This window comes from Pseudomonas sp. SWRI179 (assembly GCF_014268705.1).
In the GTDB taxonomy this organism is placed as follows: domain Bacteria; phylum Pseudomonadota; class Gammaproteobacteria; order Pseudomonadales; family Pseudomonadaceae; genus Aquipseudomonas; species Aquipseudomonas zanjanensis.
Genome location: NZ_JABWRA010000007.1, coordinates 146,086 through 167,759 on the forward strand (window position 1 = coordinate 146,086; position 21,674 = coordinate 167,759).

17 protein-coding genes, 4 tRNA genes and 1 riboswitch are annotated in these 21,674 nt (G+C 60.6%); of the genes, 3 read left to right on the top strand and 18 right to left on the bottom strand.

Annotation, left to right across the window (positions count from 1 at the left end):
* Nucleotide 1: 1 nt before the first annotated feature.
* From HU767_RS06205 to HU767_RS06215, 3 genes are all read right to left on the bottom strand, one after another.
* Complete coding sequence (locus tag HU767_RS06205; protein ID WP_109753925.1) at nucleotides 2-520, bottom strand: toxin-activating lysine-acyltransferase; 519 nt, start codon at nucleotides 518-520, stop codon at nucleotides 2-4.
* A 9-nt stretch (nucleotides 521-529) separates the two neighbouring features.
* Entirely contained in the window at nucleotides 530-2,191 is a 1,662-nt protein-coding gene (locus tag HU767_RS06210) for a ShlB/FhaC/HecB family hemolysin secretion/activation protein (protein ID WP_186728840.1), read from the bottom strand.
* A 452-nt stretch (nucleotides 2,192-2,643) separates the two neighbouring features.
* Nucleotides 2,644-2,720, bottom strand: a tRNA-Arg gene (locus tag HU767_RS06215).
* A 527-nt stretch (nucleotides 2,721-3,247) separates the two neighbouring features.
* Between HU767_RS06215 and HU767_RS06220 the strand changes: the two genes are divergently transcribed.
* On the top strand, nucleotides 3,248-3,574 hold the full coding sequence (locus HU767_RS06220; protein ID WP_186707061.1) for an Arc family DNA-binding protein: 327 nt from the start codon (nucleotides 3,248-3,250) through the stop codon (nucleotides 3,572-3,574).
* Nucleotides 3,575-4,115: 541 nt separating this feature from the next.
* Here the strand turns inward: HU767_RS06220 and mgtE are convergent.
* Nucleotides 4,116-5,558 (bottom strand): magnesium transporter, encoded by a 1,443-nt coding sequence (gene mgtE, locus HU767_RS06225; RefSeq protein ID WP_060741018.1) that lies wholly within the window; start codon nucleotides 5,556-5,558, stop codon nucleotides 4,116-4,118.
* Nucleotides 5,559-5,879: 321 nt separating this feature from the next.
* Between mgtE and HU767_RS06230 the strand changes: the two genes are divergently transcribed.
* Nucleotides 5,880-6,383 (top strand): cell envelope protein SmpA, encoded by a 504-nt coding sequence (locus HU767_RS06230; protein WP_186728842.1) that lies wholly within the window; start codon nucleotides 5,880-5,882, stop codon nucleotides 6,381-6,383.
* Nucleotides 6,384-6,423: 40 nt separating this feature from the next.
* Here the strand turns inward: HU767_RS06230 and HU767_RS06235 are convergent.
* The 7 genes from HU767_RS06235 to ltaE form a co-directional block, all read right to left on the bottom strand.
* Nucleotides 6,424-6,500: transfer RNA gene (locus HU767_RS06235), tRNA-Arg, on the bottom strand.
* 72 nt (nucleotides 6,501-6,572) lie between these two features.
* Nucleotides 6,573-6,649: transfer RNA gene (locus HU767_RS06240), tRNA-Arg, on the bottom strand.
* 107 nt (nucleotides 6,650-6,756) lie between these two features.
* Nucleotides 6,757-6,847, bottom strand: a tRNA-Ser gene (locus HU767_RS06245).
* A 62-nt stretch (nucleotides 6,848-6,909) separates the two neighbouring features.
* Nucleotides 6,910-7,098 (bottom strand): carbon storage regulator CsrA, encoded by a 189-nt coding sequence (gene csrA / locus HU767_RS06250; RefSeq protein ID WP_003178872.1) that lies wholly within the window; start codon nucleotides 7,096-7,098, stop codon nucleotides 6,910-6,912.
* A gap of 184 nt (nucleotides 7,099-7,282) precedes the next feature.
* Nucleotides 7,283-8,524, bottom strand: coding sequence for an aspartate kinase (locus HU767_RS06255; protein WP_053124398.1), 1,242 nt, complete (start codon nucleotides 8,522-8,524; stop codon nucleotides 7,283-7,285).
* 90 nt (nucleotides 8,525-8,614) lie between these two features.
* Nucleotides 8,615-11,236: an alanine--tRNA ligase gene (alaS, locus tag HU767_RS06260; protein ID WP_186728844.1), complete on the bottom strand. Its 2,622-nt coding sequence runs from the start codon at nucleotides 11,234-11,236 to the stop codon at nucleotides 8,615-8,617.
* A 146-nt stretch (nucleotides 11,237-11,382) separates the two neighbouring features.
* On the bottom strand, nucleotides 11,383-12,387 hold the full coding sequence (ltaE, locus tag HU767_RS06265; RefSeq protein WP_186728846.1) for a low-specificity L-threonine aldolase: 1,005 nt from the start codon (nucleotides 12,385-12,387) through the stop codon (nucleotides 11,383-11,385).
* Between the two features lie 269 nt (nucleotides 12,388-12,656).
* Nucleotides 12,657-12,824, top strand: a riboswitch (FMN riboswitch).
* A gap of 98 nt (nucleotides 12,825-12,922) precedes the next feature.
* On the opposite strand from ltaE, the gene HU767_RS06270 reads away from it, so the two are divergent.
* A complete protein-coding gene (locus HU767_RS06270) occupies nucleotides 12,923-13,432 on the top strand; it encodes a 6,7-dimethyl-8-ribityllumazine synthase (RefSeq protein ID WP_186707065.1) in 510 nt (169 codons plus the stop codon).
* A 123-nt stretch (nucleotides 13,433-13,555) separates the two neighbouring features.
* Here the strand turns inward: HU767_RS06270 and astE are convergent, their stop codons facing one another.
* The 7 genes from astE to HU767_RS06305 all read right to left on the bottom strand — a co-directional run bounded on the left by astE (nucleotide 13,556) and on the right by HU767_RS06305 (nucleotide 21,375).
* Nucleotides 13,556-14,563 (bottom strand): succinylglutamate desuccinylase, encoded by a 1,008-nt coding sequence (astE, locus tag HU767_RS06275; protein ID WP_186728848.1) that lies wholly within the window; start codon nucleotides 14,561-14,563, stop codon nucleotides 13,556-13,558.
* A 12-nt stretch (nucleotides 14,564-14,575) separates the two neighbouring features.
* A complete protein-coding gene (locus tag HU767_RS06280; RefSeq protein ID WP_003178862.1) occupies nucleotides 14,576-14,863 on the bottom strand; it encodes a hypothetical protein in 288 nt (95 codons plus the stop codon).
* A 69-nt stretch (nucleotides 14,864-14,932) separates the two neighbouring features.
* Entirely contained in the window at nucleotides 14,933-16,279 is a 1,347-nt protein-coding gene (gene astB / locus HU767_RS06285; RefSeq protein WP_186728850.1) for an N-succinylarginine dihydrolase, read from the bottom strand.
* A gap of 128 nt (nucleotides 16,280-16,407) precedes the next feature.
* Nucleotides 16,408-17,877, bottom strand: a complete 1,470-nt coding sequence (astD, locus tag HU767_RS06290) for a succinylglutamate-semialdehyde dehydrogenase (RefSeq protein WP_186728852.1) — start codon at nucleotides 17,875-17,877, stop codon at nucleotides 16,408-16,410.
* Nucleotides 17,874-18,899, bottom strand: a complete 1,026-nt coding sequence (gene astA, locus HU767_RS06295) for an arginine N-succinyltransferase (protein WP_186707069.1) — start codon at nucleotides 18,897-18,899, stop codon at nucleotides 17,874-17,876. Before astA ends, astD begins: the two co-directional genes overlap by 4 nt.
* A gap of 54 nt (nucleotides 18,900-18,953) precedes the next feature.
* A complete protein-coding gene (gene aruF / locus HU767_RS06300; protein WP_003178851.1) occupies nucleotides 18,954-19,973 on the bottom strand; it encodes an arginine/ornithine succinyltransferase subunit alpha in 1,020 nt (339 codons plus the stop codon).
* 181 nt (nucleotides 19,974-20,154) lie between these two features.
* Nucleotides 20,155-21,375 carry an aspartate aminotransferase family protein gene (locus HU767_RS06305; protein ID WP_186707070.1) on the bottom strand — a complete coding sequence of 407 codons (1,221 nt, stop codon included), beginning with the start codon at nucleotides 21,373-21,375 and terminating at the stop codon, nucleotides 20,155-20,157.
* Nucleotides 21,376-21,674 lie beyond the last annotated feature (299 nt).

Here is a 21,674-nt window from a genome sequence, read left to right on the forward strand (position 1 = left end):
GTTACGCTTCGATTGCCAGCGGGTGGGCGGCAAACCAGGCCTGGGCCTGTTCGGGAATGACCCCGATGCCTTGGAATGTCTTGACCCGCAGGCCGCGCTCGTCGCCTCGGTGATACAGGGCACGGGCACAGCGATCGATAAAAAGATGACGTTGCAACAAGCGGCTCAATACCGCCGTGTGGCCAAAGGGAGCGACCCAGTCGTTGAGCCAGAGGCGCTCGCCGCTGTTCCAGTCGTCCTGGGTCAGCGCCAACGGCGACTGGCGCAGATAACGTTGCTCCGCCGCCTCGTCGAGGTTGAGCCAGGACAGGTAGAACACCGGCTTGCCGTGTTCCGAGCCGAGCACGAACTGGCGATGCTTGAGGGCCGGCAATAGCAGCGTTGGCAAGGTGTGCAACGGCGCATCGCGATGGGCCTTGGAGTGCATCCACAACCAGGTGGCGGAGCCGAACACCGCGGCTTCGCTCCAAGGCTCGTCGATCAGGCCGGGGGCGATAATGTCTAGCGTCTCGAACTGCATGGGATCACCTCAGAATGACCAGATGACGGTGAACGCGCTGGTCACGTTGGCCGTCTCGAAACCATCGGGCTTCTTCAACGGCGTCCCCACCGACCAGTCATAGGACAGGCCTTTGTAACCGCCGCGTATACCCACCACGGCCCCCGCCAGGCGCTGGCCGATCAGGAACTCACTGGCTTGGCCGCTGACCTCGCCATAGTCGATACCGGTATAGAGTTCCTGGCCGGTCTGCCCCAGGGACAGGCCGATTTCGTTGCGCAGGGTCCAGCCACGGTCGGCGGACAGAATGTTTTCACCATCGAAGCCGCGCACGCTGTAGCGCCCGCCGATGGAGAAACGATCCTGAGGCACCAGCGGCGTGCGGTTCCATTGCGCGCGCCAGCCGCCGATGTAGCGCAGGCGCTGATCGCCAACCTGGAACGGCACCTGCAATTGGGCATCGGCGGTGATGATCTGCGAGCGTGACGTGCCGGCGTCAAAGTCTTCTTCGGGCGCCCTGAGCGCATCATGGGCACCGGTGCCGCGACGATAGGCGACGCCCAGGTCAAGAATCGAAGCGCCAATGAACTCCCGATGATCCAACCCCAACTGCCAACCGGCCATGCGGCGTTTCTGGTTGCCGACTTCGGTGTCGTCGATGAAGTTCTCAGAGGAGCGCGTCCACAGGCTGCCCCAGGCCGTGGTCTTGCGAACGGCGTCGCGGTACAGCAGGCGTGACAGGCGCACCTCGTTGTTGCGACTCTCGCCCCGGTACTGATAGGTCTGGTTGGCGCCGGCGACCGACTGTTCGTAGTTGTATTCGCTGCTGGTGAACCCCAACTGCCAATAACCGAACGGCAGCGAATAATGCAGCGTGCTGCCATCGGAGCCGCGATGGCCGGACTCGCCACCGCCCAAGTCATGGTTGACGCTGGCGTAGAACAAATCGTTGAGCGACAGCAGGTTGTCCAAGGACAGCGACACGTTGCCCTGGTATTTACCCGTGGTCTTGCTGCCCGAATTGTCCACCGACAGGCTCACCCGAGCGGGGAACCGCTGGCTCCAGGCGATTACCACGTCGCTCTCACCGGGTTTGGCGTCGGCGGCACGGGCGGGCGCGATCTTGATGTCGGCCTCGGCGGTCGGCACGCGCTTGAAGTTCTCCAGCGCCTGCTCGATGTCGCGCAAGTTGAGCAGATCGCCAGGACTGGCCGGCATCGCGTTCCAGGCATTGGCTCGGGAGCTGGTGCCCTCTTCGAAACGAATCTCACGGATGCGCCCCGGCACGAGGGTCAACACCAGGACCCCACTGTTCAGATCCTGGGCTTCGGCCAGTACGCGCGTGGTGACGTAGCCGGCCTCGATGATCGCATTCTGCATGCGTTTCATCGTCAGGTTGATCCCGCCGCCACCGAGGCAACGGCCAATGGCCGGATCATCCTTGGGGTTGGCGGCGCGCAACGCCCACTGGAATTGTTCCGACGCTTCGCCGATCAGGCGAATGTCATTGATGGCGAAGCAGGGACTCTCCTTGGCGGGCAAGCGCTCGACACCTTCATCCACGGGTGTCGCCTGCAAGCGCACGTCCGGCCGGGACTCCAACTGTTCCCTCAACACTCGTTCGCGTTCCTGCTGGCGCAGCAGCTCTTCTTCAGGCCCAGCCGCCTGTGCAGCGCTCCACGCGCCCGTCATCCAGGCCGCCATCAACAGCAGTGCGAGACGCCTGGCGTTCTGTGCGGATGAACGGGTTGCGTCAACACAACGGCGAGGGCTGCTCGGTTTACGCGTTCGGCAGGGTGCGGCTGGCTGCATGTCACATCCTTGTGGCCTGAATCAAAGAAACGGTGGGTCAGGCCTGCGAAATGCGGCACCGACATCGGTAAAAAAGAGGTAAGAATCCATCGGCTACGAAGGAAAAGTCCTACAACGTACCGAGACGGTCAGATGGCAGAGGGGGGAGAAAGTTTCGCGTTACCGAAACAGGCTCGGTAAAAAAGAGCAAAAATGGGCAGTCGATCACAGCCTGGGGAATGAAGAGTGGTGCAAGGCACGCATGGCGCGCTGAAGGCGAAGATGATCGTGCGCAGATGGGGAATGCAAGCAGAGGAAAGTGAGCGGCAAACACGCTAACCCACTGTTTATAATGGTGTCCCAGGGCAGGTTCGAACTGCCAACCTTCCCCTTAGGAGGGGGATGCTCTATCCAATTGAGCTACTGAGACACGAGTCGACCACGAGGAATGCGGTGCGCGGAACGGCGTGCATGTTAACGACCTGCCCTGCGTTTGTCATGTCGTCCCTTTTTTTAAGTGTAGGCAAATGGTACTGCTCGGAAGGCTGGATAGGCCAGACAGCCATGCCTCGGCCACCATTCATCTGCCCCAGGCTTGTTCATCCTAGTAAATCGGCCATTTGCCACTATCCTGTACAAGACAGGGACGGCAGGCGTTTTTGTCCATTTCCGTTATCCGCCAGACGGTATGGCACAACGACACAATCTGACGGTCACAAAATGCGAACCTGTTGTTTTTTCCAACCAGTCCGCATTTTTTTGATGAAAGGTGCTGGCATAACGCCTTTACCCGGATCAGAATTTGTCACAGAATTGGCGCCAATGATCTGGCAATTTTGAGGCATGATGCGGGCCTCTTAACAATTCAGGTTGAACATTTGGCAACGGGGCTTGTCCTATCGACATCCTGCGGCCAATCCCAAGAACCGCTCCCCTGAACTAACCGGTTAAATAAATATGCGCCCAATGAAACAGGCAATTTATTCCAGCCGTACGGCTGACAAGTTCGTCGTACGTCTGCCAGACGGAATGCGGGAACGCATTGCCGAGGTGGCTCGTAATCATCATCGCAGCATGAACTCTGAAATCATTGCGCGCCTGGAGCAAAGCCTGATTCAGGAAGGTGCACTGGGTGAAGAGTTGAGCATGCGCCTGGACAGCCCAGAGCTGTCTTTGCATGAACGCGAGTTGCTTCAACGCTTCCGACAACTTTCCCACCGCCAGCAGAACGCCCTCGTTTCGCTGATTGCTCATGACGTAGAGATGGCCGCAGAGCCGAGCTGATCACACACAAAACACTCAAGCCAGCTTCGTGCTGGCTTTTTTATGCCTGGCGTTTGGCCCTCCTTCCCCATTTTTCTCGTGCCCATAAGAAAGCCCGCCAACCTGTGGGAGCGAGCTTGCTCGCGATAGCGGTGGTTCAGTCACATGGATGTTGGGCTTGCCGACCCAATCGCGAGCAGGCTCGCTCCCACAGGGGTTCCGTGTTGGATATAAATTTTGTGTTCGATGGAAATTGAATGTGGGAGCGAGCCTGCTCGCGATGGCGGTAGCTCAGTCAAATGGATGCCAGGTTTTCCGGCCTCATCGCGAGCAGGCTCGCTCCCACAGGAGATCGCGGCCTTTAATAAGAAACAGGTCGGCTACCAGGCCGCCTCGGAGAACCCTAAGCAGCCGTTACCGCAGAAACGGATATGCGCACCACCCGCTTGGAAAAAGGCGATTAGACTTTTCAAAAAAAAACGGCGCTTTTCATTTCTGAAACAAGCGCCGTTTTTCCCAAGTGAACAGTATTACGCCAACAGGCGGCTTTCCCGATAAATGATCAAAGCAGAAAGATAGTCGCCAAACCCAGGAAAATGAAGAACCCGCCACTGTCGGTCACCGCGGTAATCATGACGCTGGCACCCATGGCAGGATCACGTCCCATACGGGCCAACGTCATGGGGATCAATACCCCCATCAATGCCGCCAGCAGCAGGTTGAGTGTCATCGCGGCCGTCATGACCACCCCCAGCGACCAGCTGCCATAAAGCAGATAAGCCACCACACCGATCACGCCACCCCAGATCACGCCGTTGATCAAGGAGACAGCCAGCTCCTTGCGCATCAACCGCGAGGTATTGCCGGTGCTGACCTGGTCCAGCGCCATGGCACGGACAATCATGGTGATGGTCTGGTTACCGGAGTTGCCACCGATGCCAGCGACGATGGGCATCAGCGCCGCAAGCGCCACCAGCTTCTCGATGGAGCCTTCGAACAGGCCGATGACCCGGGAAGCCACGAACGCCGTGATCAGGTTGATCGCCAGCCAGGCCCAGCGGTTACGCAGGGACTTCCAGACCGAGGCGAAGATGTCTTCCTCTTCGCGCAGACCGGCCATGTTGAGGACTTCGCTTTCGCTTTCCTCACGAATCAAGTCGACCATTTCATCGATGGTCAAACGGCCGATCAGCTTGCCGTTCTTGTCGACCACCGGTGCGGAAATCAAGTCATAACGTTCGAATGCCTGGGCCGCATCGTAGGCGTCTTCGTCCGGGTGAAAGCTCACCGGGTCGCTGGCCATGACCTCGGCGACCTGCTTTTCCGGGTCGTTGACGAGCAGGCGCTTGATGGGCAGCACGCCCTTGAGCACGCCGTCATAGTCGACCACGAATAGCTTGTCGGTATGGCCGGGCAGCTCCTTGAGACGGCGCAGGTAACGCAAGACCACTTCAAGGCTGACGTCCTCGCGGATCGTCACCATCTCGAAGTCCATCAACGCACCGACCTGCTCCTCGTCATAGGACAGCGCCGAGCGCACACGCTCACGCTGCTGGCCGTCGAGGGCTTCCATCAGTTCGTGGACAACATCCCGTGGCAGTTCGGGCGCCAGGTCGGCGAGTTCGTCGGCGTCCATCTCCTTGGCCGCCGCCAGCAACTCGTGATCGTCCATGTCGGCGATCAGGGTTTCCCGAACCGAGTCCGACACTTCGAGCAGGATGTCACCGTCGCGGTCAGCCTTGACCAACTGCCAGACCGTCAGGCGCTCTTCCAGTGGCAGGGCTTCAAGAATGTAGGCGACGTCGGCGGAGTGCAGGTCATCGAGCTTGCGTTGCAGCTCGACGAGGTTCTGCCGGTGGACCAGGTTCTCGACCCGGTCATGATTCGGGCCTTCCTGGCGATGCGTCAGGTCTTCGACGACCCGCTGGCGCTGCAGCAGCTCAACGACTTGAGCGAGGCGATCCTGAAGGCTTTCCTGCGTTTTTTTTACTTCTACTTGGGTCATAGGCGAACTCCACTCCCAGCAGTGGAGCACGCCGGAAGGATCAATCAGTTAATTCATGATTGGCAAAACTAGATATTGAGTAACTACTGGGTAAGTCCATGGAGATATTCCAAAGCCCCGGCGGGGCTGACGGGCGCAATCATACACCGCTTGACGCTTTAAAACGCTAAAAAATCATGGCAAGAACAAGCGCTTGCGAGACAAACCTGAACACAGGCTGAACCATCCCCTTACGACGACTTATCCAGAAAAGAAAACACACGCGCCGATAGGAATGCAGCGACTACCCTTTTCTCCTGCACCGTCAAGGAGGACGACCGGATGCCTGTCAGCCACTACCTGTTCCTGCTCGCCGCCCTGCCCTGCCTGCCGTTGTGGGCAGCCGGGCAGACCGTGCACCGCTGCGAAAGTCTTGCGGGGCACGTGACGTTCACCACCTTGAGCTGCGGCCCGGGAGAAGCCCTGTCGCTGCAGCAGATCCACCCGTACAGCCCTGGCACGAGCGAGCCGACGACCGAAGCGATGCTGCCCGAAGCGGAGCGCCGACAAACATCCAGCAACACAACCGCCCGCAAGGAACCGACCGTGGTTGGCCAGTTCCAGGACCGCTGCGGGAACCTCATCGATGCCAGGCAACGGCGCGATGCCATCCTGGAACGACGCATCGTCGTCGGCATGAGCCAACAAGACGTAGAGAGCGCCTTGGGCAAGCCAGATTCGATCAAAGTCAGGAATTCGAGCACACGCTATACCTACAAGGCGAAGAAAGGTCGCAGCGCCGAGGTTGTGTTCGATGAGAAGGGGTGCGTAAAAGGCAAATCGTAGACAGCAAAAAGCCCGCGTTAAACGCGGGCTTTTTGGTGTTTGGTGCACTCGACAGGATTCGAACCTGTGACCGCTCGGTTCGTAGCCGAGTACTCTATCCAGCTGAGCTACGAGTGCAAGTTGTGGTTTTATACCAGATCACAACTGGTTGAAGCCAAGTTATTTGCATTGCTGCAAACGACTCTTAAATGGTGCACTCGACAGGATTCGAACCTGTGACCGCTCGGTTCGTAGCCGAGTACTCTATCCAGCTGAGCTACGAGTGCATTTGTTGCCGCGCATTATAGGTCGTCAACTCCTTTTGTAAAGCGCTTTTTTCAGTAATTTCAACCACTTACTGATAAAGCCAGGTTCTGACGCACTAAACGAATAATGGCGGAGAACGGGGGATTCGAACCCCCGACACCCTTTTGAGGTGTACTCCCTTAGCAGGGGAGCGCCTTCGGCCACTCGGCCAGCTCTCCGCAACACGGGGCGTATATTAACCACCTTCATCCCCGTTTGCAAACATAAAAATCGATAAAAATTAATGGCTTGGTTCGTCGTCCTTCTCTTTCTTGATACGCAGGTAGATTTCCTCCCGGTGTACAGCGACCTCTTTCGGGGCATTGACGCCGATACGCACTTGGTTTCCTTTGACGCCGAGCACGGTCACGGTGATTTCGCCATCGCCAATAATCAGGCTTTCTGCACACCGACGGGTCAGAATCAGCATACCTTTCTCCTCACGCAATTCACTTAAGGGACAACAGTCTGCAAAAAAAAGGCATTGGACCTACAACCGAAACGGTCGAAGCCTACAGGCCTAGTATTGACCAGCGCGGGCAAAAGAACAGTTTTGAGACGCGCCATTCAGAAAAACAAAGGGCGCGGTCCAGCCGCGCCCTCAAGACAACGCTTTATTCGCCCTGTTGGACAGCAGCGTCGAGTTCGAAAGCCGTGTGCAGGGCGCGCACGGCCAGTTCCAGGTACTTCTCTTCGATGACCACGGAAACCTTGATTTCCGAGGTAGAGATCATCTGGATGTTGATGCTTTCCTTGGCCAGGGATTCGAACATGCGGCTGGCCACGCCCGCGTGGGAACGCATGCCGACACCAACGATCGAGACCTTGGCGATCTTGGTATCGCCCACCACTTCCCGGGCACCGATCTCGCCAGCGGTCTTTTTCAGGATCGCTTCGGCAGACTGGTAGTCGTTGCGGTGCACGGTGAAGGTGAAGTCTGTGGTGTTATCGTGCGAAACGTTCTGCACGATCATGTCGACTTCGATGTTCGCGGCGCTGATCGGGCCGAGAATCTTGAACGCCACGCCGGGGGTGTCTGGCACGCCACGGATGGTCAGCTTGGCTTCATCGCGGTTGAAAGCGATGCCGGAAATGATCGGCTGTTCCATGGATTCCTCTTCATCGATAGTAATGAGGGTGCCCGGACCCTCTTTGAAGCTGTGCAGAACGCGCAGCGGAACGTTGTACTTGCCGGCGAATTCAACCGCCCGGATCTGCAACACCTTCGAGCCGAGACTGGCCATTTCCAGCATTTCTTCGAACGTGATCTTGTCCAGGCGCTGGGCCACAGGCACGACCCGTGGGTCGGTGGTGTAGACACCGTCCACATCGGTGTAGATCTGGCATTCGTCAGCCTTGAGAGCCGCTGCCAGCGCCACGCCGGTGGTGTCGGAACCGCCACGGCCGAGGGTGGTGATGTTGCCCTGCTCGTCCACGCCCTGGAAACCAGCGACGACCACGACACGGCCAGCCTTCAGGTCACCGCGAATCTTCTGGTCGTCGATCTGCAGGATACGCGCTTTGTTGTGCGCGCTGTCCGTCAGGATGCGCACCTGGTTGCCGGTGTAGGACACCGCCGGCACACCACGCTTGATCAGCGCCATGGCCAGCAAGGCGATGGTCACCTGCTCGCCAGTGGAAACGATCACGTCCAGCTCGCGGGGAACCGGTTGCTGGTCGCCGCTGATTTGCTTGGCCAGATCGATCAGACGGTTGGTCTCGCCGCTCATGGCCGACAGCACAACCACCAGGTCATCGCCCGCTTCACGGAATTTCTTAACCTTGTCGGCGACTTGTTCGATTCTCTCGACAGTGCCGACCGAGGTGCCTCCAAATTTCTGTACGATCAAAGCCATTTCAAAGCCGCCTCTGCCCATGAAGGGCGCCCAATAATTCAATCAGCAGCGCGCGGGCTCGTCACTAGACCACGAGCCCGCGACGCCGCCTTAAATACCCTGCTCTACAAATGCAACGGTCTGGGCCAGTGCCGCGTCCAGTGCGCCGATGTCGGTACCACCGCCTTGCGCCATGTCCGGACGACCACCGCCCTTGCCGCCCACTGCCGCGGCGGCCTGCTTCATCAAATCACCGGCTTTGAGTTGGCCAGTCAGGTCTTTGGTCACGCCTGCGACGAGAACGACCTTTTCCTCATGGACACTGCCGAGCAGGATCACTGCGCGGCCGAGTTTGTTTTTCAGTTGATCGACCAGCGCCAACAGCGCCTTGCCATCCTGGCCGTCCAGACGCACGGCCAGCACCTTCACGCCCTTGACGTCCACGGCCTGGGCCGACAGATCGTCGCCCGCGGCGCTGGCGGCCTTGGCCTGCAACTGCTCGAGTTGCTTTTCCAGCAGGCGGTTGCGTTCCAGCACAGCCGACAGCTTGTCGATCAGGTTGTCGCGGCTGCCCTTGATCAGGGTGGCCGCTTCCTTGAGTTGTTCTTCGGCCGCGTTGAGGTACGCCAGGGCCGCAGCGCCGGTAACCGCTTCGATCCGGCGCACGCCGGAGGCCACGCCGCCTTCGCTGATGATTTTCATCAGGCCGATGTCGCCGGTCCGGTTGGCGTGAATGCCACCGCACAGCTCAACGGAGAAGTCGCCCATGCTCAGCACACGCACGCTGTCGCCGTATTTCTCGCCGAACAACGCCATCGCGCCCTTGCGCTTGGCGGTTTCGATGTCGGTTTCTTCGGTTTCCACCGGGGAATTCTTGCGAATCTCGGCGTTGACGATGTCTTCCAGCGCCTTGATCTGCTCAGGTTTGATGGCTTCAAAATGGCTGAAGTCAAAGCGCAGGCGCTGACTGTCCACCAACGAGCCCTTCTGCTGGACATGCTCGCCCAGCACCTGGCGCAACGCTGCGTGCAGCAAGTGCGTGGCGGAGTGGTTCAGCGATGTCGCGTGACGAACCTCGGCATCGACATGGGCCGCCACGGGAGCGGCGATCATCAAGCTGCCCGACGCCAGCACGCCGTGGTGCAGGAAAGCACCACCGGTCTTGGTGGTGTCACGCACGTCGAAACGCGAGCTGCCCGCTTGCAGGTAACCGCTGTCGCCGATCTGGCCGCCGGATTCGGCGTAGAACGGCGTCTTGTCCAACACGATCACGCCTTCCTGGCCTTCGCTCAGGATGTCCACCGACTGCCCATCCTTATAGATGGCAACGATCTTGGCCGAACCGGTGGTGCCGGCATAACCGGTGAACTCGGTGGCCACGTCAACCTTGACCAGGCTGTTGTAGTCCATGCCGAAGGAGCTGGCGGAACGCGCGCGCACCCGCTGGGCTTCCATCTCGCGCTCGAAACCATCCTCGTCGAGGGTCAGGTTGCGTTCGCGGGCGATGTCGCCAGTCAGGTCCATCGGGAAACCGTAGGTGTCGTACAGCTTGAACACCACGTCGCCCGGGACCACGTTGCCCTTGAGTTCGGCCAGGTCCTGCTCGAGGATCTTCAGGCCTTGCTCCAGGGTCTTGGCGAATTGTTCTTCTTCTGCCTTGAGCACGCGCTCGATGTGCGCCTGCTGGGATTTGAGTTCCGGGAAGGCTTCGCCCATCTCGGCCACCAACGCTCCGACGATCTGATAGAAGAAGCTGCCCTTGGCGCCCAGCTTGTTGCCGTGACGGCAGGCGCGACGGATGATCCGGCGCAGCACATAACCGCGGCCTTCGTTGGAAGGCAGTACACCGTCGGCAATCAGGAAACCGCAGGAACGGATGTGGTCAGCGACGACTTTCAGCGAAGCCTGGTTGTCGTTGGTGCAACCGATGGCCTTGGCCGACGCGCTCAGCAGGCTCTGGAACAGGTCGATCTCGTAGTTGGAATGAACGTGCTGCAGCACCGCACTGATCCGCTCCAGGCCCATGCCGGTGTCCACCGACGGCGCTGGCAGCGGATGCAACACGCCATCGGCGGTGCGGTTGAACTGCATGAACACGTTGTTCCAGATCTCGATGTAGCGGTCGCCGTCTTCTTCCGGCGAGCCGGGTGGGCCGCCCCAGATGTCGGCGCCGTGATCGTAGAAAATCTCGGTGCAAGGACCGCATGGGCCGGTGTCACCCATGGTCCAGAAGTTATCGGAGGCGTAAGGCGCGCCTTTGTTGTCGCCGATACGCACCATGCGCTCTGCCGGGACACCGACCTCTTTGGTCCAGATGTCATAGGCTTCGTCGTCAGTGGCGTAGACCGTTACCCAGAGCTTCTCCTTGGGCAGGTTCAGCCACTTGTCGGAGGTCAGGAAGGTCCAGGCGAAGGTGATGGCGTCGCGCTTGAAATAATCACCGAAGCTGAAGTTACCCAGCATTTCGAAGAAGGTGTGGTGACGTGCGGTATAGCCGACGTTTTCCAGGTCGTTGTGCTTGCCGCCGGCACGCACGCACTTCTGGCTGCTCACTGCACGGGTGTAGGCACGTTTTTCCTGGCCCAGGAAGCAGTCCTTGAACTGGTTCATCCCCGCGTTGGTGAACAGCAGGGTCGGGTCGTTGCCCGGAATCAAAGAGCTGGAGGCTACTCGAGTGTGGCCTTGCTCTTCGAAGAAGCGAAGGAAGGCTTCACGGATTTCTGCGCTTTTCATTAGGTTCTTCCACGGAGGCTGCGGCCAAAGGCCTGTGCAAAACGTCAACAGACGAAGCAACGGCAAAGGGCCGCATTATATCGGCCCCGCGCGTGGGGTACAGCGTGTTTATGCAATAGAAACTGTCAATTGCCCCGATTGGCGGGTCATTGATGGGAAAATTCGACGAAAGTGGCGACCACCTGGTCGATTTGCGCCGCGCTCACGTCCATGTGCGTCACCATTCGCAAGCGTGGCGCCGCGCTGAGCTTGACGCCCCGCTCATCGGCAAACGCCTTGATCGCCTCGGCCCGCTCGCCCATCTGCACGTAGACCATGTTGGTCTGCACCGGCTCGACCTCGTAGCCCGCCGCGCGCAAGCCCTCGGCAAGCCGCTGGGCATTGGCGTGATCATCGGCCAGGCGCTGGACGTTATGGTCCAGGGCATACAGCCCCGCCGCCGCGAGAATCCCGGCCTGGCGCATGCCGCCACCGACCATCTTGCGCAGCCGGCGCGCCTTGCCGATCAGCTCGACGCTGCCGCACAGGACCGAGCCCACCGGCGCGCCAAGGCCCTTGGACAGGCACACCGACACCGAATCGAAATGTTGCGTGATCTGCCGGGCATCGACATTCAACTTGACCGCGGCGTTGTACAACCGCGCCCCGTCCAGGTGCAGCGCCAGGCCATGTTCCTGGGTGAAACGCCGGGCCCGAGCCAGGTATTCCAGCGGCAGCACCTTGCCCTGCATGGTGTTTTCCAAGGCCAGCAGGCGGGTGCGGGCAAAGTGGAAGTCATCGGGCTTGATCGCCGCGGCGACGTGCGCCAGGTCCAGGGAACCGTCCGCCTGTACTTCGAGAGGCTGAGGCTGGATCGAACCAAGCACCGCCGCACCGCCACCTTCGTACTTGTAGGTGTGGGCCTGCTGGCCGACGATGTATTCATCGCCACGCTCGCAGTGGGCCATCAACCCCAACAGGTTGCTCATGGTGCCCGTGGGCACGAACAGCGCCGCGGCGAAACCCAGGCGTTCGGCCAGTTCGGCTTCGAGGCGATTGACGGTCGGGTCTTCGCCATACACATCGTCGCCGGTCGGCGCACCGGCCATGGCATCGAGCATGCCGGCGGAAGGTTGGGTGACCGTGTCGCTGCGAAGATCGATAACACTCATGAATCTGGCCTCGGGTGCTGTTGGGGGAATTCCCTTTCGAAGGACAATTACTGCGGGCATGGGCAAGAATAATCAAGCCCGGTCGAAGTAATTTCCGTGGCGAGGGAGCTTGCTCCCGCTGGACTGCGAAGCAGGCCCATCTTTTGCGGCTGCTTCGCAGCCGAGCGGGAGCAAGCTCCCTCGCCACAATGTGTGCTCAAGGCTTCCAAGTCATGCACTGCACCGGAATATGTGTTAAAAATCGTCCGCCGTTACAAAATGTGGCGGCAAAACGTTCTCAGGGCGGGGTGCAACTCCCCACCGGCGGTAATTGCGCGCAATGCGCATAGCCCGCGAGCGCTTGGCGGTACATCACTGTTGGGGTGTAGCGACAAGGTCAGCAGACCCGGTGTGATTCCGGGGCCGACGGTCATAGTCCGGATGAAGAGAGAACGGGATCGACACCCAAGGGCCGACTGCGACTCCGTGCGCGGCGTACCCTCGAATCCCCTTCGATTCATGACGCCCTGTTTTTCACACAAACAGGAACCAGAACATGCAACCCACTGCAATCGACAGCAAAAGCAAAAGTCATCCGGGCGAGCGCGTCGCGTTTATCCAGGCCTGCTGGCACAAGGAAATTGTCGACCAGAGCCGGAAAGGCTTCGTCGCCGAAATGATCCTCCAGGGTTACCAGGAAAGTGATATCGACTTCTTCGAAGTCGGCGGCGCCTTCGAGATCCCGCTGCACGCCAAGCTGCTGGCCAAGTCAGGCCGCTACGCCGGCATCGTCGCCGCCGGCCTGGTGGTGGACGGTGGTATCTACCGCCACGAGTTCGTCGCCCAATCGGTCATCAGTGGCCTGATGCAGGTGCAACTGGAAACCGAAGTGCCGGTGTTCTCGGTCGTGCTCACGCCGCATCACTTCCATGCCGGGGACGAACACCAGAAGTTCTTCTTCGAGCATTTCGTGCACAAGGGCCAGGAAGCGGCGAAGACCTGCGCCGATACCTTGCACAAGACCCGGGCGTTGCGTCGCAGTGAACAGCGAGCGGTAGCGGTGTAAAAGCGGCTAAAAAACCTGTGGGAGCGGGCTTGCTCGCGAATGCGGTGTGTCAGTTAACAAATATATTGCCTGACACATCGCATTCGCGAGCAAGCCCGCTCCCACACTGGAATGAGGTGGGTTTTAGACCAGGCTTTCGTCCGTCGTCGGCACGATCAGAATGCCAGCCCGCAAGCCATTCTTGACCTTGGGGTTCGGGAAGATGATCCGCGCGCCCTCCTCTTCGATCACCCAGCGGGTCTGGGCGATGTCTTCGGCCAGCACATAGCCTTTTTCAAGTTCGGAGAAGTTCTCGACATCCGCCGGCAGGTTAAGGCGGAAACTGTCGCTGTGCTTGATGATTTCCCGGGCCACGCTGAACAGCTGGAGGCCATCGAGGCCCTCGTCCAACTCCGGCTCGTTGCCTTCGATGATCTGGTGCAGGCCAGTTTCCAGCAGGCTGACGTTGACCCCGTCGTTCTGCCCGAATGGCCGGGCCTTACCCAGCTCCAAGGTGAAGGATTCGGCACCGAGCTGATCGTAGGTATAGGCACTGAACACGATGGACGGCTTGTTCTGCAGCAGCACCGCTTCCATGCCCGCGGCACGCAGGCGCGCCAGTTCCCGGCGTGAATGCTGGCGACCTTCTTTCCATGGATAGAGGGCGAACTGCTCGATTTTCGAGCCACGAATCGCAGTGTGCAGGTCGTAATGCAAGCGACTGCGCTCCGGCCGGCTGAAGAAACTGGCGGCCAGCCGCTCCAGCTCACAGGCCCGCAGCGCTTCAGGACCACCGCTCAACTCATGGCGACCATTGAACAGCCGGTTGACGTCCTGTTCGACGAAACGCTCACCGCGCCGGATGGCCTCGGGGTTGCCGAACAGGAACAGAATGCGTGCCCGGGGTTTCAGGTCACCACGGGCAATATCATGCAGCAGGCGGTCGAGCAATTCGATCGGCGCGGTTTCGTTGCCGTGGATGCCGGCCGACAGCAGCAGGTCCAGGCCGTTGTCCCAGGCTTCGGGCGGCTTGACCTCCAGCGCGCCCTCGCTCAACCAGCGCATCCGTACGCCTTCGACAGTCAGTTGAGTCTTCTCCGCCGGTTCACGGCCGGCGAGGGTCAGTTCAAGCAGTTTGCCGAGGGCGAGCATAGCGCGGTTTCCTTAATGGTCGTGGCCGCAATCCGGGCCATGGACATGGTCATCGTCGCCGACGTCCGCCGGTTCCATTTCCAGTTGCAGGCTGACCAGGTTGGTCGCCAATGGACGCAACAACAGGTTGGCGTATTCCTCGTCCCCTTCCTCGACGTCAACGCCGATCAGCAGCTGACCGCGGCCATCCTGCTGGATCCACAATTCCTTGCCTTGCCACATCACCGCGACGCGGGTGCAGGAGGTTTCCAGTTGGGTGCCGTCGGTGTCTTCAAGGATCAGCTGCAGGGTATCGCTCATGTCTTTACATTCTCGTCTGGGGATAAGGCAACGCGCCCTGCTTTGACTGTAGTCAGGTCGCGCGCGCTTTCAATTGATCTGGAAAGGATAAACCGCGCCAAGTTTAAGGATTTGTGTCAGTTCATCCAGTGCCCCGCGGCATTCGAGCAGCAACTGCGGGTCTGCCAGGTCATTCTCGGTCATGCGGTCGCGGTAGTGACGCTCGACCCATTGGGTCAGCGACTCGTACAGCGGCGCTGTCATGATAACCCCTGGGTTGACGGCCGCCAGTTCGGTTTCGTTCAGCGCTACGCGCAACCTCAGGCAAGCGGGGCCGCCGCCGTTCTGCATGCTTTGCTTGAGGTCGAAGACCTTCACTTCGCGGATAACGCCGCCAGCGCCCGTCAGGCCTTGCAAGTATTGCCAGACGCGTTCGTTGCCACGGCATTCTTCCGGCACGATCAATAGCATCGAGCCGTCGGGGCGCGACAGCAACTGGCTATTGAACAGGTAGGAACGAACCGCATCATCGACGGTGACCGCCGAACGCGGTACGCACACCGATTGAAATTTCCCACCGACCTTGGCGAGTTTGCTGCTCAATTCGGCCAACATCTTGTCGGTCTCGAGAAACGCGTCCTCGTGATAGAACAGCACTTCGCCATTGCCCACGGCGATCACGTCGTTGTGGAACACGCCTTGGTCGATCACCGACGGATTCTGTTGCGCGTAGACCACGCCCTCCTCCCGCAGACCGTGCAGGCGCGCAACCGCCTGGGAGGCTTCGAGGGTCTGGCGTGCCGGGTACTTCTGCGGTGCGGGGTAACGGGTGTCGAAGGCACTGCGACCGAAGACGAAGAATTCGACGCCGGCCTCGCCGTAGGCGCGGCAGAAACGGGTGTGGTTGGCCGCGCCTTCATCACCGAACTGCGCCACCGCCGGCAACGCGGCGTGATGGGCGAAGTGTTGTGGGTTGGCGAACATCGCCCCCAGCACGCGGCTGGTGGTCGGATGCTCGATGCTGCGGTGGTATTTGCAGTTCAGGTTGGCGGCGGTGAAGTGCACGCGGCCATCAGCGGTGTCGGCGCTCGGGCTGACCGTGGCGGCGTTGGCCACCCACATGCTTGAGGCCGAGCAACTGGCGACCAACAGTGGCATCGCTTCTTTCGCGGCCTGCTGGATGACTTGGGCATCGCTGCCGGCAAAGCCCAGCCGGCGCAGGGCCGCCACGTCCGGGCGCTCCTGGGGCGCCAGCACGCCTTGCTGGAAACCCATGTCCATCAGCGCTTTCATTTTCGCCAGGCCCTGCAACGCCGCTTCCTTGGGGTTGGAAGACTGCTGGCTGTTGCTCTGGGAGGCGACGTTGCCGTACGAGAGCCCGCCGTAGTTATGGGTCGGCCCCACTAGACCGTCAAAGTTGACTTCATAGGATTTCATCAGCGAGGCTCCACGAGAATCTGTTTTTATAGGCATCAGTAAAGACCGCGGCGCGGCCTTCGCGAGCAGGCTCGCTCCCACAAGGACTGTGTAAATCCCTGTGGGAGCGAGCCTGCTCGCGAAAAGGGCTACACCATTCGCACGCCAGGCGTCAGGCTCGCCGGCATGACCAGGCTCGGTGTCTCCAGGGAAGCCACCGGATAAGCGCAATAATCCGCCGCGTAATAAGCGCTGGCGCGATGGTTGCCCGAGGCACCGACGCCGCCGAACGGCGCGCTGCTGGCGGCGCCGGTCAGCTGTTTGTTCCAGTTGACGATACCGGCGCGGCTTTGCAGCCAGAACTGTTGGTAACGGTCCTGGGAATCGGACAGCAAGCCGGCGGCCAGGCCATATTGCGTGTTGTTGGCTTCGGTAATCGCTGCGGGGAAATCCTTGTAGCGGATCACTTGCAGCAACGGCCCGAACAACTCTTCGTCGGGACGCTCGGCCACGGCCGTCACGTCCAGGATACCCGGCGTCAGCAAGGCCGCCTGGGCCTGCGGCTGAGTCATGGCCAACAGCGGCACGGCGCCTTTGCCCAGCAAATGGTTTTGCGCATCCATCAGCGCCTTGGCCGCGCCCAGGGAAATCACCGAGCCCATGAACGGTGCCGGTTGCTGGTCGAAGGCACCCACTTCAAGGGTCGAGCTGACCGCCACCAGGCGCGCCAGCAAGGCATCGCCCCAGGCACCTTCCGGCACCAGCAGGCGGCGCGCACACGTGCAGCGCTGCCCGGCGGAAATGAAGGCGGATTGGATAATGGTGTAGACCGCAGCATCGACGTCCGCCACCTCATCCACCACCAGTGGGTTGTTACCGCCCATTTCCAGCGCGAGGATCTTGTCCGGACGCCCGGAAAACTGTTGGTGCAGCAAGTTCCCGGTGCGGCTGGAGCCGGTGAAGAACAGCCCGTCGATGCCCGGGTTCGCCGCCAGGGCGATACCGGTTTCCCGCGCGCCTTGCAGCAGGTTCAGCACGCCCGCCGGCAAACCCGCCTCGACCCAGCACTTGACCGTCAGCTCGGCGACTTTCGGCGTCAGCTCGCTCGGCTTGAACAACACGCAGTTGCCGGCCAGCAGCGCAGGCACGATGTGGCCATTGGGCAAATGGCCAGGGAAGTTGTAAGGGCCGAACACCGCCACCACACCGTGGGGTTTGTGGCGCAGCACGGCGGTGGCGTCGCCCAGGGGGCCGCTCTTCTCGCCGGTCCGCTCGCGGTAGCTCTGCACCGAAATGGCGACTTTGTTGACCATGCTGGTCACCTCGGTCGCCGCTTCCCACAACGGCTTGCCGGTTTCTTCACCGATGCACCGGGCCAGTTCGTCAGCATGGCTTTTCAGGGAAGCGGCAAAGGCCTCCAGCACCTGGATGCGTTCATCCAGCGAGCGGCGGGCCCAGTCCGGGAACGCCTGGCGCGCGGCCTGCACCGCCGATTCCACCTGCGCCGCGGTGGCGCCGTTGCCCGACCACAACACCTGCTGGGTGACTGGGTTCAACGACTCGAAGAGGTCGCCCTGGCCTTCCAGCCAGCTACCTGCGATGTACAACGACTTCATCATTTCGACTCCCGGGCAGCAGACAACGCGACGGCACGCACCTGGTCGCCGGCGTTGAGTTGAAGACGTTTGGCGGTCAGCGGATCGACCACCAGTGTGCCTGCGGCAAAGCGCGCCGGTGCCGCGGTGATGCGGCAGTCTTCGCGCTTGCGGTTATGGATGAGGAACGGCGTGGCGTCATCCCCCGGCGTGCCGATGGCCAGCACCAGCGCCTGGCTGTCGCGAATCGCGCGGATCTTGCCGGTTTCGCATTCCACCGCCGGGCCGGCGTCGAAGATGTCGACGTAACCCTGGTAGCTGAAACCTTCGCTCTTGAGCATCGACAAGGCCGGTTCGGTGTCCGGATGAACCTGGCCAATCACGGCCCGGGCATCTTCGGACAAGAAGCAGGTATACAGCGGGAACTTGGGCATCAGCTCGGCGATGAACGCCTTGTTGCCAACGCCCGTCAGGTAATCGGCCTGGCTGAATTCCATCTTGAAGAAATGCCGGCCCAGGCTTTCCCAGAACGGTGAACGCCCATTGTCGTCGGACATGCCGCGCATCTCGGCGATGATCTTGTTGCCGAACAACTGCGGGAATTCAGCGATGAACAACAGCCGCGCCTTGGCCAGCATCCGGCCGTTGAGGCCATTGCGGAAGTCGGCGTGGAGGAACAGCGAGCACAGCTCGGAATTGCCGGTCAGGTCGTTGGCCAGGAACAACGTCGGGATTTCCCGATAGATGTTCAACTCCTGGGACGCACTGACCGTCAGGCCGACCCGGAAGTTGTACCAGGGCTCACGCAATCCCACGGCGCCGGCGATGGCGGAAATGCCCACCACGCGACCGTCATCGTCTTCGAGCACGAACAGGTAGTCCGCGTCACCACGCCCGGCTTCGCCGCGAAAGGTCTTCTCGGCCCAGCCGACCCGATGGGCCAGGCGCTCTTCGTTGGCCGGCAAGGTAGTCAGGCCGGTGCCCGTGCTGCGGGCCAGGGCGATCAGAGCGGGTAAGTCGCTGCTGCGTACGGGACGAACGATCATGCTATCTCCTCAGACGGGCCGCTCTCGCCACCCGCGAAACTCAGCTGTAAAGCGTTATACCGCTACCAAACGTACGCTGGCGCCTTCGCCAACGCCCAAGGCTTCGGCCGCTTCCATGTCCAGCGTTACAGGCTTGCCTGGCGCGTAGTCGAGCTCGAGCAGCACGGCGCGGTAATCCTGCAATTGGGCATTGGCCACCAGGTATTGGCGGCCGGCACCCTTGACCGGTTCGCCGATCTTGACCGGCACCACGCGGCTCTGGGCAATCGAACGGATGCCCGAGACGCGGGCATGCAGGGTCGGGCCACCGTCGAAGATGTCGATGTAGTGATCGGTCTCGAAACCCTCGCGCATCAGGATGTCGAAGGTGATCTGCGCCCGCGGATGGACCTGGCCCATGGCTTCCTGGGCAGCGTCCGGCAACAGCGGCACGTAGATCGGGTAATGGGGCATCAGCTCGGCGAGAAAGGTACGGCTTTTCAGCCCGCACAAACGCTCGGCGGCGGCGTAGTTGAGGTCGAAAAAGTTGCGGCCGATGGCGTCCCAGAACGGCGAGTCGCCATTCTCATCGCTGTAGCCGACGATCTCGGTCACCACCGAATCGGCGAACCGCTCCGGATGGCTGGCGACGAACAACAGCCGCCCGCGGGAATTGAGTTCCGACCACGGCGAACCCACCAATTCCGGCACCACGTAGAAACTGGTCAACAGGCTGTTGCCGGTCAGGTCGTGGCATTGGGAGAGTACGTGGATCTTGTTGTGGATCTTCAGCTCACGGGACGCGTGAACGAAGGTCTCGTTGCGAAAGCTGTAGAACGGTTCGGAATAACCGGCCGAAGCGACAATGGCCGAACAGCCGGCCAGCTTGCCGGTCGCGGTGTCTTCGAGGACGAAGAAATAGCTCTCTTCGCCGTTGAAGCTGACTTCGGCGGCAAACGAGGCTTCGCTGGCGGCGATCTTGTCGCTCAGGCGTTCAACGTCATCCGGCAAGGAGGTGACACCGATCGGACTGTCCGCAGCCAGACGCTGTACCTCGCCCAGATCAGCCATTTGCGCGGGGCGCATCACCAGCATGGTGTCACTCCTTAACTTGAAATAAACGGTTCGACCAAAGGGTCGATACACAGAAAAAAATACTCAGTGTGGGAGCGGGCTTGCTCGCGAAGGCGGTTTGTCAGTCAACATTTGCGTTGAATGTGATGGCCTCTTCGCGAGCAAGCCCGCTCCCACACCAGAGCCGGTTCAGCCTGATGGATCAGGCTTGCGTCAGCTTCGCCGCAGCCCGCTCGAAGCGGTCCAGGCCGGCGTCGATGTCGGCGTCTTCCACCACCAGGCTCGGGGCGAAGCGAATCACGTCCGGGCCGGCTTGGAGGATCATCAGGCCTTCCTGTTCGGCGGCGTTGAAAATGTCCTTGGCCTTGCCTTTCCAGGCGTCGTTCAGCACGCAACCGATCAGCAGGCCCAGGCCACGCACCTGGGTGAACAGACCGTATTTCTCGCCGATCTGCTCCAGGCGCGCCTTGAATTTGTTGTGCTTGGTCTTGACGCCACCGAGCACTTCAGGGGTATTGATCACGTCGATCACCGCCTCGGCCACCGCACACGCGAGCGGGTTGCCGCCGTAGGTGGTGCCGTGGGTGCCGACGACCAGGTGCTTGGCCAGCGCTTCGGTGGTGAGCATCGCCGCGATCGGGAAACCACCGCCCAGGCTCTTGGCGCTGGTGAGGATGTCCGGGACCACGCCGTAATGCATGTAGGCGAACAGATGGCCGCTGCGGCCCATGCCGGTTTGCACTTCGTCAAAGACCAGCAGCGCATCGTGGGCATCGCACAGGTCGCGGGCGCCTTGCAGGTAGGCCTGCTCGGCCGGCAGCACACCGCCCTCGCCCTGGATCGGTTCCAGCACAACGGCACAGGTCTTGTCGGAGATGGCGGCTTTCAAAGCAGCCAGGTCGTTATAAGGAACGTGGGTAATGCCGGTAATTTTAGGCCCGAAACCGTCGGAGTACTTCGATTGCCCGCCGACGTTGACGGTGAACAGGGTGCGACCGTGGAAGCTATTGAGCGCGGCGATGATTTCGTATTTTTCGCTGCCGAAACGATCGAACGCAACGCGACGGGCCAGCTTGAAGGCGGCCTCGTTGGCTTCGGCGCCGGAGTTGCAGAAGAACGCGCGCTCGGCGAAGGTCGCGTTGACCAGTTTGTGAGCCAGGCGCAGGGCCGGTTCGTTGGTGAAAACGTTGGAGACGTGCCACAGCTTGTTGGCCTGCTCGGTCAGTGCACCGACCAGCGCCGGGTGGGCATGGCCCAGTACGTTGACTGCGATACCGCCAGCAAAGTCGATCAGCTCGCGACCGGATTGGTCCCATACGCGGGAACCGGCACCACGCACAGGAATGAAGGCAGCAGGTGCATAGTTGGGAACCATAACCTGGTCGAAATCGGCGCGTTGTACCGCGGCTTGCTCAACGGACATCGGAGTCTCCTGATGAGGAACACCCGCCTGGAACTGGCGAGCTTGGTAAGGATTGTAAGGACAGTTTTCAGCCCGGCCTTGCCGCCAAGCGACAACTTCTTATAGCGCCAACCCACGTTTTGCGCGGGTTTACGGCAATGCGACAAATAGCGTCGCAAAGGCGCAGTTTAAACGTTGCCGGTGTATTTGAGGGGCCTGCATTCACATTTGCGCTGCCAGACACAAAACACCTGTGGGAGCGAGCCTGCTCGCGATGGCGGAGTGTCAGCCACCTTCAGCATTGGCTGACACTGCGCCAT

Excerpts from the sequence above, each read along its gene's own strand:
- HU767_RS06210 (WP_186728840.1), bottom strand. The coding sequence starts at position 2,191 with ATGACGGGCGCGTGGAGCGCTGCACAGGCGGCTGGGCCTGAAGAAGAG.
- HU767_RS06280 (WP_003178862.1), bottom strand. The coding sequence starts at position 14,863 with ATGAGCGATACCCTGCAGCTGATCCTTGAAGACACCGACGGCACCCAA.
- ltaE (WP_186728846.1), bottom strand. The coding sequence starts at position 12,387 with ATGAGTGTTATCGATCTTCGCAGCGACACGGTCACCCAACCTTCCGCC.
- astB (WP_186728850.1), bottom strand. The coding sequence starts at position 16,279 with ATGAAATCCTATGAAGTCAACTTTGACGGTCTAGTGGGGCCGACCCAT.
- aruF (WP_003178851.1), bottom strand. The coding sequence starts at position 19,973 with ATGCTGGTGATGCGCCCCGCGCAAATGGCTGATCTGGGCGAGGTACAG.
- HU767_RS06230 (WP_186728842.1), top strand. The coding sequence starts at position 5,880 with ATGCCTGTCAGCCACTACCTGTTCCTGCTCGCCGCCCTGCCCTGCCTG.
- HU767_RS06305 (WP_186707070.1), bottom strand. The coding sequence starts at position 21,375 with ATGTCCGTTGAGCAAGCCGCGGTACAACGCGCCGATTTCGACCAGGTT.
- astD (WP_186728852.1), bottom strand. The coding sequence starts at position 17,877 with ATGATGAAGTCGTTGTACATCGCAGGTAGCTGGCTGGAAGGCCAGGGC.
- HU767_RS06255 (WP_053124398.1), bottom strand. The coding sequence starts at position 8,524 with ATGGCTTTGATCGTACAGAAATTTGGAGGCACCTCGGTCGGCACTGTC.
- csrA (WP_003178872.1), bottom strand. The coding sequence starts at position 7,098 with ATGCTGATTCTGACCCGTCGGTGTGCAGAAAGCCTGATTATTGGCGAT.
- HU767_RS06205 (WP_109753925.1), bottom strand. The coding sequence starts at position 520 with ATGCAGTTCGAGACGCTAGACATTATCGCCCCCGGCCTGATCGACGAG.
- HU767_RS06220 (WP_186707061.1), top strand. The coding sequence starts at position 3,248 with ATGCGCCCAATGAAACAGGCAATTTATTCCAGCCGTACGGCTGACAAG.
- astA (WP_186707069.1), bottom strand. The coding sequence starts at position 18,899 with ATGATCGTTCGTCCCGTACGCAGCAGCGACTTACCCGCTCTGATCGCC.
- mgtE (WP_060741018.1), bottom strand. The coding sequence starts at position 5,558 with ATGACCCAAGTAGAAGTAAAAAAAACGCAGGAAAGCCTTCAGGATCGC.
- alaS (WP_186728844.1), bottom strand. The coding sequence starts at position 11,236 with ATGAAAAGCGCAGAAATCCGTGAAGCCTTCCTTCGCTTCTTCGAAGAG.
- HU767_RS06270 (WP_186707065.1), top strand. The coding sequence starts at position 12,923 with ATGCAACCCACTGCAATCGACAGCAAAAGCAAAAGTCATCCGGGCGAG.
- astE (WP_186728848.1), bottom strand. The coding sequence starts at position 14,563 with ATGCTCGCCCTCGGCAAACTGCTTGAACTGACCCTCGCCGGCCGTGAA.